This window comes from Kribbella sp., from assembly GCF_035687465.1.
Classification (GTDB): domain Bacteria; phylum Actinomycetota; class Actinomycetes; order Propionibacteriales; family Kribbellaceae; genus Kribbella.
Genome location: NZ_DASRXP010000764.1, coordinates 1 through 7,786 on the forward strand (window position 1 = coordinate 1; position 7,786 = coordinate 7,786).

Annotated in this window: 7 protein-coding genes, 2 tRNA genes and 1 pseudogene; 6 read left to right on the plus strand and 4 right to left on the minus strand. The window is 67.2% G+C overall.

Going from position 1 to position 7,786, the window contains the following annotated elements:
• From VFG33_RS41135 to VFG33_RS41155, 5 genes are all read left to right on the plus strand, one after another.
• Positions 1-259 (plus strand): HNH endonuclease (locus VFG33_RS41135; RefSeq protein WP_325058476.1); only part of this gene is annotated, 259 nt, incomplete at its 5' end.
• A 31-nt stretch (positions 260-290) separates the two neighbouring features.
• A tRNA-Gln gene (locus VFG33_RS41140) sits at positions 291-363 on the plus strand.
• A gap of 222 nt (positions 364-585) precedes the next feature.
• A complete protein-coding gene (locus tag VFG33_RS41145) occupies positions 586-1,779 on the plus strand; it encodes an RtcB family protein (protein WP_414673024.1) in 1,194 nt (397 codons plus the stop codon).
• Positions 1,780-1,865: 86 nt separating this feature from the next.
• Positions 1,866-1,954 (plus strand) — tRNA-Ser (locus tag VFG33_RS41150).
• Positions 1,955-2,058: 104 nt separating this feature from the next.
• A complete protein-coding gene (locus VFG33_RS41155) occupies positions 2,059-2,265 on the plus strand; it encodes a hypothetical protein (protein ID WP_325058477.1) in 207 nt (68 codons plus the stop codon).
• Between the two features lie 109 nt (positions 2,266-2,374).
• On the opposite strand, the gene VFG33_RS41160 is transcribed toward VFG33_RS41155, so the two are convergent.
• Positions 2,375-3,961 carry an amidohydrolase family protein gene (locus VFG33_RS41160; RefSeq protein ID WP_325058478.1) on the minus strand — a complete coding sequence of 529 codons (1,587 nt, stop codon included), beginning with the start codon at positions 3,959-3,961 and terminating at the stop codon, positions 2,375-2,377.
• An 88-nt stretch (positions 3,962-4,049) separates the two neighbouring features.
• Between VFG33_RS41160 and VFG33_RS41165 the strand changes: the two genes are divergently transcribed.
• Entirely contained in the window at positions 4,050-4,817 is a 768-nt protein-coding gene (locus VFG33_RS41165) for a TetR/AcrR family transcriptional regulator (RefSeq protein WP_325058479.1), read from the plus strand.
• A gap of 70 nt (positions 4,818-4,887) precedes the next feature.
• Here the strand turns inward: VFG33_RS41165 and VFG33_RS41170 are convergent, their stop codons facing one another.
• The 3 genes and pseudogenes from VFG33_RS41170 to VFG33_RS41180 all read right to left on the minus strand — a co-directional run.
• Positions 4,888-6,264: an FAD-binding oxidoreductase gene (locus VFG33_RS41170; protein WP_325058480.1), complete on the minus strand. Its 1,377-nt coding sequence runs from the start codon at positions 6,262-6,264 to the stop codon at positions 4,888-4,890.
• Complete coding sequence (locus tag VFG33_RS41175) at positions 6,261-7,127, minus strand: hypothetical protein (protein ID WP_325058481.1); 867 nt, start codon at positions 7,125-7,127, stop codon at positions 6,261-6,263. Before VFG33_RS41175 ends, VFG33_RS41170 begins: the two co-directional genes overlap by 4 nt.
• A pseudogene (locus VFG33_RS41180) lies at positions 7,124-7,786 on the minus strand (nickel pincer cofactor-dependent isomerase, group 22); the annotation flags it as partial. The pseudogene VFG33_RS41180 and the gene VFG33_RS41175, both read right to left, overlap by 4 nt.

A 7,786-nucleotide genomic window follows, 5' to 3' on the forward strand; every position in this document is an offset into this window, starting at 1 on the left:
CGCGACCGGCCGACTGCAGTACACGCGAGCCGGCGTACTGAAGCGTGACAAGTTCCGCTGTGCGTACTGCGGCAAGACGGGCGCGACCACGATGGACCACGTCGTACCGCGGTCCCGTGGCGGGCGCGGCGAGTGGCTGAACGCTGTCGCGGCGCATGCCGCGTGCAACGAGAAGAAGGGCTGCCGTACGCCCGAGGAAGCCAAAATGCCGCTGCTATGGCAGCCGTGGATTCCCTCTCGTGCGGAGTTAGCTCTCTGACGCGGCGCCCGCCGGTGCCGCGTCGGAGCGGTGCCAGGTGGGCGACGGCGTCCCACCCTCGGTTCTGACCCGGGGTCCCGCAGGTTCGAGCCCTGCCCTGGCAGCTGTACGGCGGAACGCCCTAACGGGGATCGCGTCGGCACGCGGGTGACCCTTGCAAGGTCGCTTCACCGGGTTCGACACCCGGGATCTCCACGCAAAGCCTCGGGCAGAGTAAGCCGAGCTTCGGCCTATCGGCAGCCGTCCCGAAAACGGCTTGTCCCTCAACGGGGTGTCACGGTTCGAGACCGTGCTCTGCCGCAGACCAAACAGACAGGAGTGGGGAGATGGACGTTCAGTACCCGGTTGAGCTGAGTGGGGCGAAGAGCTCCACTCTGATGTGGGCCCAGGAACATGAGGTAGGTGCGCAGGCGCTGCAGCAGCTGCGGAACATCGCTGCGCTGCCGTGGGTTCACGGTGTGCGGGTGATGCCGGATGTGCACCTGGGCAAGGGGGCGACCGTCGGTTCGGTGATCGCGATGTACCAGGCCGTGTCGCCGGCCGCGGTCGGGGTCGACATCGGTTGTGGCATGGAGGGTGTGCTCACTTCTCTGACTGCGGCGGATCTGCCGGACGACCTGGGCGGAATCCGATCGCGGATCGAGGCCGCAGTACCGGTCGGGTTCCGGGCGCACGAGTATCCCGTCAGCGTGAGGAAGCTCGGGCTGGACCGGGGCTGGGATCGCTTCTGGGGTTCGTTCTCCAGCCTGCACGACGGGGTGCAGGACCGGGAGAAGAAGGCGCACCAGCAGATGGGGTCGCTGGGTGGTGGCAACCACTTCATCGAGGTCTGCCTCGACGACGAGGACCGGGTCTGGCTGATGCTGCACTCGGGTTCGCGCAACATCGGCAAGGAACTCGCGGAGCGGCACATGCGGATCGCCAAGGCGTTGCCGCACAACGCCGACCTGCCGGACCGGGATCTCGCCGTGTTCCTCTCGGGTACGCCGGAGATGGACGCGTACCGGCGGGACCTGACATGGGCGCAGGAGTACGCATCGCGGAACCGCGCGGTGATGCTCTCACTCGTGATGCAGGCGGTCCGGGAGTCGTTCGCCCAGGAGATCACCTTCGAGTCGCCGATCTCCTGCCACCACAACTACGTGGCGGAGGAGACGATCGACGGGCTCGACCTGCTGGTCACTCGCAAGGGTGCTATCCGGGCCGGGCGGGGTGATCTGGGGCTGATCCCGGGATCGATGGGCACGGGTTCGTACGTCGTCCGTGGGCTTGGCTCGGAGCAGTCGTTCTACTCGGCCTCGCACGGGGCAGGCCGGCGGATGAGCCGCAACGAGGCGAAGCGTCGCTACACGGTCGACGACCTGATCGCGCAGACCGCGGGTGTCGAGTCCCGCAAGGACGCCGGTGTGCTGGACGAGCTGCCGGCGGCGTACAAGGACATCGAATCGGTCATCGCCGCCCAGTCCGACCTGGTCGAGGTCGTTGCCCACCTCAAGCAGGTCGTTTGTGTCAAGGGCTAGTCAGTACGGCGGCCGCCGTCGTCAGGGGAGACGGCGGCCGCCCGGGGTGAACGCTTGCTCGGGAACAGGTGTCTCGGGCAACCAATGGTGAGGTCCGCCTGATGGCAGGGGCAGCGGTTTGCTAAACCGTCGGCCGGTTTCGGCTGGTCCGTGAGTTCGAATCTCACTCTCACCGCGCAAGGCTCGATTCGCTTGCGTCCGAAGAACTGGAGGGACGTCCCGCCAGTTCTTCGGACGCAAGGAACCAACAGAACAACAAGTTAGAGAGGAGGACCGGCCATGGCCGATCTCAGAACTCCACGGAGGAAGTCCGGGCGGATTCCCGGCGGTAGGACCGGTGCTCCGGTCCAGCAGGGTCACGCGCTGCGCCGGGTGCAGCTCGCGTGCGGGCACGTCCAGCGCGATCGGATCGCCCACCCGGGCGACCACGTCTGGTGCGAAGCCGACTGCTCCGACTGGGTCCGCGTCGTCTCAGTCGACGAGTAAGTGGACGCCCCGGACCGGCAACGGTTCGGGGCGGACTCTCTGGTGACGGATGCACGCCTGGCCCTCCGAAGGCCGGGTCCCTGGTTCGACTCCAGGCAGAGAGACAACGTCAGTGACATCCACAACCGATGACCGCCGCTGGTTGTGCGGGAGGCACGCTGTCGGCGGCAGCTTGCTCGACCGCGGCGAGCAGGCGGATGCGTTCCTCCTGGTCGATCAGCCGACCGTCGATCACCAGTGCATGGATCTGCCTGGTGTTGCGGATGTCGCGCAGCGGATCGTTGTCGAGGACAATCAGATCCGCAGCTTTGCCTGGGGTGACGGTGCCGAGCGAGTCCTCCCGGCGGAGGAGCTTGGCGGGTTCATACGTCGCCGAGCGCAGCGCCTGGAGGGGCGTCAGTCCTGCCTCGACCAGCAGCTCCAGCTCCTGATGCAAGGCATATCCAGGAACCAGGTAAGGGTTTCCGGTATCCGTCCCCGCCAGCACGGGAACCCCCAGCTCGACCATCAGGTGAACCAACCGTTGCCGGTGCGCGTAGATCTCCCGGATCTGGCGCGCCTGCTCCGGCGTACGGCCGCCGACAACTACCTCGGTCACATCGGCCCACCACTCGGTCATCCAGGCCGGGAGGTACTTGGTCTCGTCCGGCCGGCTCTGAACCTGGTCCGGCAACTCCAAGGTCCGGTGGACCGCGAGCGTCGGCACCACTGCGGTGCTCCGGGCGGCGAGCAGGCGGAAGAGCGTGGTCGCGCGAGCTGGTTGGTAACTGCGGACTGCCTTGTACTCGAGCGGATGGACCTGCCGGAACCAGCTCGCATACCGATGGAAGCTGTCCTGCGATCCGTCGATCGTGATCCCCGCCAGCCCACGCCGGATCTCGGACTCGCGGTGCGAGGTGGAGAGCAGGAGGGCATGGAGGTGCTCGATGCTCGCCTGGCCGAGGTGACTCGCGCGGGCGATCGTCATCAGGTCCGGGCAGTGGCCCGCGTACGGGATGCCCTGCCGGCGCGACTCGTCGGCGATCGCGAGATAGGCCTCGGGGGTGAGGCGGGAGTACACCTTGATGAAGTCGGCGCCTGCTCGCTTGGCCGCGCGGACCGCCTCGCGCGCCTGCTGGGGAGTGCTCACCTCATCGAGTGAGCCGGTGTCGTGGGTGTGCAGCGAGGGAACGCCGTCGACGATCGGGCTGCCGATCACCCACCGCGGGCCGAGTAGCCGACCCTGCTGGATCTTGTCGCGCCAGGCGTGATGGAAGGCCTCACCGCGCATCTCTCGCACTGTGGTGATCCCGGTGAGTGCATACAGCGGCGCCAGCACCTGCTCCGGACCGCCGGTGTGGACGTGGGATTCGATCAGGCCGGGGATGACGAACTTGCCGGTCAGGTCGATGGTCTGCAGATCGGGCCGCGGGCGCGCGGCGGCAGTCTTCTCAACAGAGTCGATTCGCCCGTCGACGACCACCACTGTCATGTCATGCAAGGGTCCGGCGCCGCTGCCGTCGATCACGGTGACGTTGACCAACGCGAAACTTCCGCGCCGAACAGCCCCTGATGCCGTCGACGTACGCACGGTGGCTGAGGTCGCTGAGCGCGCGACCGCTGCCGAGCCGATGACGCCCGCGCCGGCCGCCGCCACGGCCCTGCCGAGGACGCGCCGCCGGGACGGTCGGTCCGGAGATGCACCTTCAGATGTCATGGTCGACCCCTCGTCCGAGATAAGTATAAGGAATAAACTATCTGTAGTAGACTAACCCTGTGATCGGGCCAAGGAGTGCAACTACGCGATGATGGATGGCCCACGCCCCGCGCTGCTCGGACGCCTCTGGCGACTCGCCGGGACCTCGCGTCTCGGCCGGCCTGCGGAGCTCGACGTCGAGAAGGTCGTGCGGACCGCCGTCGATCTCGCGGACCGCGAGGGGCTGCCGGGCGCGACGCTGCCGAAGGTCGCGAAGACGTTGGGCTTCACGCCGATGTCGCTCTATCGCTACATCGGCTCCAAGGAGGAGCTCCTGGTCCTCATGCACGACTCCGCCCTCGGTCTGCCGCCCGAGATCAGCGCGTCAGACTGGCGGGAAGGTCTGCGCCAGTGGGCAATCGCCGCCCGGGCACTCAACCGCCGGCGGCCATGGCTGACCCGGATCCCGATCACCGGTCCCCCGTCCGGCCCCCAGGAGATCGCCTGGATGGAAGCCGGTCTCCGCGCACTACGCGACACCCGGCTCGACTGGTCCGAGAAGGTCGCCAGCCTGACGTTGCTGAACGGCTACGTTCGCTACACGACCTTGCTGTCCCAGGACCTGGCGAGAAGTCGTGGCGACAGCGGCAATCAGGCTGACGCCGAGCGTGAGTACGCCCGCAACCTCGCGGAGCTGGTCGACCCCGACAGGTATCCGGAGACGGCTCGGCTTCTTGCCTCAGGGCACTTCGATGCCGCGGCCGACCCGACCGCCGCCGATCCGGTGCTGGACGAGCATTTCCGCTTCGGCCTCGACAGGATCCTCGACGGCATCGGCGCAGCAGTCGCCGCCCCCAGCCGTACCACCCGCCGCTGACCGCCGCGCTGCCTCGTTGCGTCCGAAGAACCTTGGGTCAGGACCTCAGGTTCTTCGGACGCAAGCGTTTTTAGAGGAAGAGTTTGTCGGGGTTGAGGAGGTTCCCAGGGTCGAAGACGGACTTGAGCTGGCGTTGGAGGGCTAGGCCGGTCGGGCCGAGTTCCTGCGCCAGCCATTGGCGTTTGAGTTTGCCGATGCCGTGTTCGCCCGTGATCGTGCCGCCGAGGGCCAGGCCGAGTTCCATCACCGCGCCGAACGCCTCCAGCGCTCGCGCCTCGGCCGCTGGATCGTCCCGCTGGAACACCACCGTCGGATGCATGTTCCCGTCACCTACATGCCCAGGGCAACAAATCAGTACGTCGTACTTCGTGCCGATGGCGGCGATCCCGTTGAGTAGCTCGACCAGCTTGCTCCGCGGTACCGCGACATCATCGATCAGCGTGACGCCGAGTGGTTCCAGCGCGGCGTTCACCAGCCGGCGGGCTTCGAGCAGCATCCGCGACTCCTCGGCGTCCGAGGCCACCGCCACATCCACAGCACCGAACGACGTGCAGATCTCCGCGATAGCAGCGACATCCTCAGCAGCCCGCGGACCACGATCGGACTGCGCGATCAGCAGCGAACCCACGTCAGCCGGCAACCCCATGTCCCGATAGTCCTGGATCGCCCGAGCCGTCGGCCCGTCCAGGAACTCCAACAACGACGGCCGCAACCCCGACGCCATCACGGCAGCGGCGGCCGCGATCCCGGCCTCGATCGACATGAACGTAGCGGCTGCGGTCAACGCCGCCTCAGGCGCGGGACGCAGCGAGAGTGTCGCCTCCGTGACCACGCCCAGCGTCCCCTCGGAGCCAACGATCAAACGGGTCAGGTCGTACCCCGCGACGCCCTTCGCTGATCGCCGGCCGACCCGGACCACCTCGCCCGACGCCAGCACCACCTCGAGCCCGCGAACGAAGTCCGCCGTCACGCCGTACTTCACACAACACAGTCCACCCGCGTTCGTCGCGATGTTCCCACCGATCGTGGACATCTCCCACGACGAAGGATCCGGCGGATAGAACAACCTCTGCTCGAGGACAGCCCGCGACAGGTCAGCGTTGATCACGCCCGGCTGGACAACGGCGACCTGGTCCTCGACCGAGATCTCCAGGATCTTGTTCAGCCGCGCGGTCGACAGCAGCAGACACCCGTCGAGTGCGTTCGCAGCCCCGGACAACCCGGTCCGCGCGCCCTGCGTCACCACCGGTACGCCGTACTCGCCTGCCGCACGGAGAACTTCCTGCACCTCGGCCGTGGACGAAGGCCGGACCAGGAGTCGCGGCACCCCCGCAGTACAGAAGGTCGCGTGGTCGTTGCGATGGCTGTCCAGTATGTCGGGGTCGGTGACGACCGCCTTCTCGCCGAGAGACGCTCGCAGTCGGGAAACCAGTGGGTCTGAGCTCATTCCTCATCCTGTTCGGCCAGCAGTCGCAAGATCAGTTCGGCCCGGCGGACCCGTTCGCGCCCGAGTGCCTCCGCCGTCGCGGCCAGGTGCAGCCCGGCGGGGTAGATGTTCGGCGCATTGCGCAGCCCCATCTTCAGATAGACCGGCGCTGCCACCCGCACGACCTCGGGTACGTCGTAGAACCGCACGTGACCACCCTGGTCGTCCGGCACCTCGATGTACATGTCGATCGGGACCGAAGTCGCCGCGCGGATCTCCGCCAGCACAGGCAGCGGCAGATCCGTCGACACGTTCAAACTGGTCGCCCCAAGCCGCTCATAAAGCGCGCCCGTCGGAGCATTTGCCAACGGCATCAAGACCGAGGTCTTCAGCACCAGATCGGAAGGCAACGAACCTTCCTTCTTCAACAGACCAAGCAATTCCAGTACTCCGAGGTCGCCCACCAGCAGACTCCGCACCCCGAGTTCAACCGCCCGGAAGGCATCACAGAGCGACGCGGCAACCATTTCATTGCCCCGAGCAACTCCACCGACAGCGGCCGACACCTTCGCCTGACCGCCCGTGTCCCAGGCAGCGCGCGGCCCCAGGAACAGACAGACCTCGACACCGGCCGCTGAACCGAGCGAGAGCATCTCCTCGATCTCGCCGTCGGTCAGCATCATCACGCCGCTGCCCTGCGAGACCCGATGAACGGTCACACCTCGTCGCGACGCCTCCTCGAGTACTGCGGCGAGCACCCGCGGCCCCTCGCAACTCGGGATCTCAACCTTGTACGCCGAGCCGTCGCCGAAGCGTCTCGCTGATTCCCCGGCTCCGGCGAACCCGCGATCGGCGAGCAACGCCCGGGCCTCCCGCAGGTTCACCCGTCACTCCAGTCCACCAACCGGCCGGACGCATCCGTCAGGTTCCGCGCCGTCCCGGTGATCTCCAGATCGAACCGATCGCCCGCCTCGGCCAGCAGCGCGGGCGTCACCATCAACTCACTCGGCGACAAGGTGTCCCGAATCCGGGCCAACCGCAGGTCCGCCCAATCCCGCCGTCCGCTCATGGTCACCGCAGCAACGACCGCAGCCGCGTCATCCTCCATCACCATCGGCAGCCGGGACCGCCGCGCTCCACCGGTCCCGGAGGTCAACGCGTTCACATAACTCGCCCGCAGATCGATCTGCTCCAACATCCTCGCCGGCATCACATCGGCCAGCCCGAGCCCGGACGCGTTCCCGTGCGACGCCTCCGACAGCCGATGAACGCTGACGGCCGCGATCGAAGGCGATTCGAACTCCGGGATCCCGTGCACCCAGCACCGGCCGAGCACATTCGTATCCATCCCGGTGCCGGACTTGTCCTTGCCCATCTCGTCCACGACCAGCACGTCCAACTCGTCGAACGGCAGCCGCCCCATCAGACCGCCGGCCCGCTGCAGCAACGCGTTCTCGGCTGCCCCGGCGATCCCGGAAGCCTCTACCAGCTCGATCGAGGCGGTCCGCTCCAGTGCGTTCTCCAGGATCGCGAGACCGCCCAA

What these genes read in the sequence shown, in the direction of transcription:
- VFG33_RS41145 (WP_414673024.1), top strand. Translation starts at nt 586, where the DNA reads ATGGACGTTCAGTACCCGGTTGAGCTGAGTGGGGCGAAGAGCTCCACT.
- VFG33_RS41155 (WP_325058477.1), top strand. Translation starts at nt 2,059, where the DNA reads ATGGCCGATCTCAGAACTCCACGGAGGAAGTCCGGGCGGATTCCCGGC.
- VFG33_RS41160 (WP_325058478.1), bottom strand. Translation starts at nt 3,961, where the DNA reads ATGACATCTGAAGGTGCATCTCCGGACCGACCGTCCCGGCGGCGCGTC.
- VFG33_RS41165 (WP_325058479.1), top strand. Translation starts at nt 4,050, where the DNA reads ATGATGGATGGCCCACGCCCCGCGCTGCTCGGACGCCTCTGGCGACTC.
- VFG33_RS41170 (WP_325058480.1), bottom strand. Translation starts at nt 6,264, where the DNA reads ATGAGCTCAGACCCACTGGTTTCCCGACTGCGAGCGTCTCTCGGCGAG.